Raw genomic sequence first — 207 nt, forward strand, 5'->3', positions numbered from 1 at the left:
GTTCGCCAGTTTTGAACTGCGCCAAAATCTTTTCGCGCATGGCCTGGCTTCTGCCGCCATGAATGGAATCGGCTGCGATGCCGCGTTTTTCCAGTTGAGCAACTAGCTTGGCTGCACTGTGTTTTTTCTCGACAAAAATAAGCGCCTGATCCCACGCTTGCTCGTTGATCAAGTGGCTCAATGGGGCGGACTTGGTGTCTTTGTCTA

1 protein-coding gene is annotated in these 207 nt (G+C 51.7%); it reads right to left on the bottom strand.

Features of this window, described 5'->3' with window-relative positions; translation table 11 throughout:
• The coding region (locus INT22_RS20725; RefSeq protein ID WP_446718943.1) for a helicase-related protein at positions 1-181 on the bottom strand (181 nt) is incomplete at its 3' end.
• Positions 182-207: the final 26 nt, after the last annotated feature.

The organism is Halomonas sp. 3D7M (assembly GCF_014897885.1).
Taxonomy (GTDB): domain Bacteria; phylum Pseudomonadota; class Gammaproteobacteria; order Pseudomonadales; family Halomonadaceae; genus Vreelandella.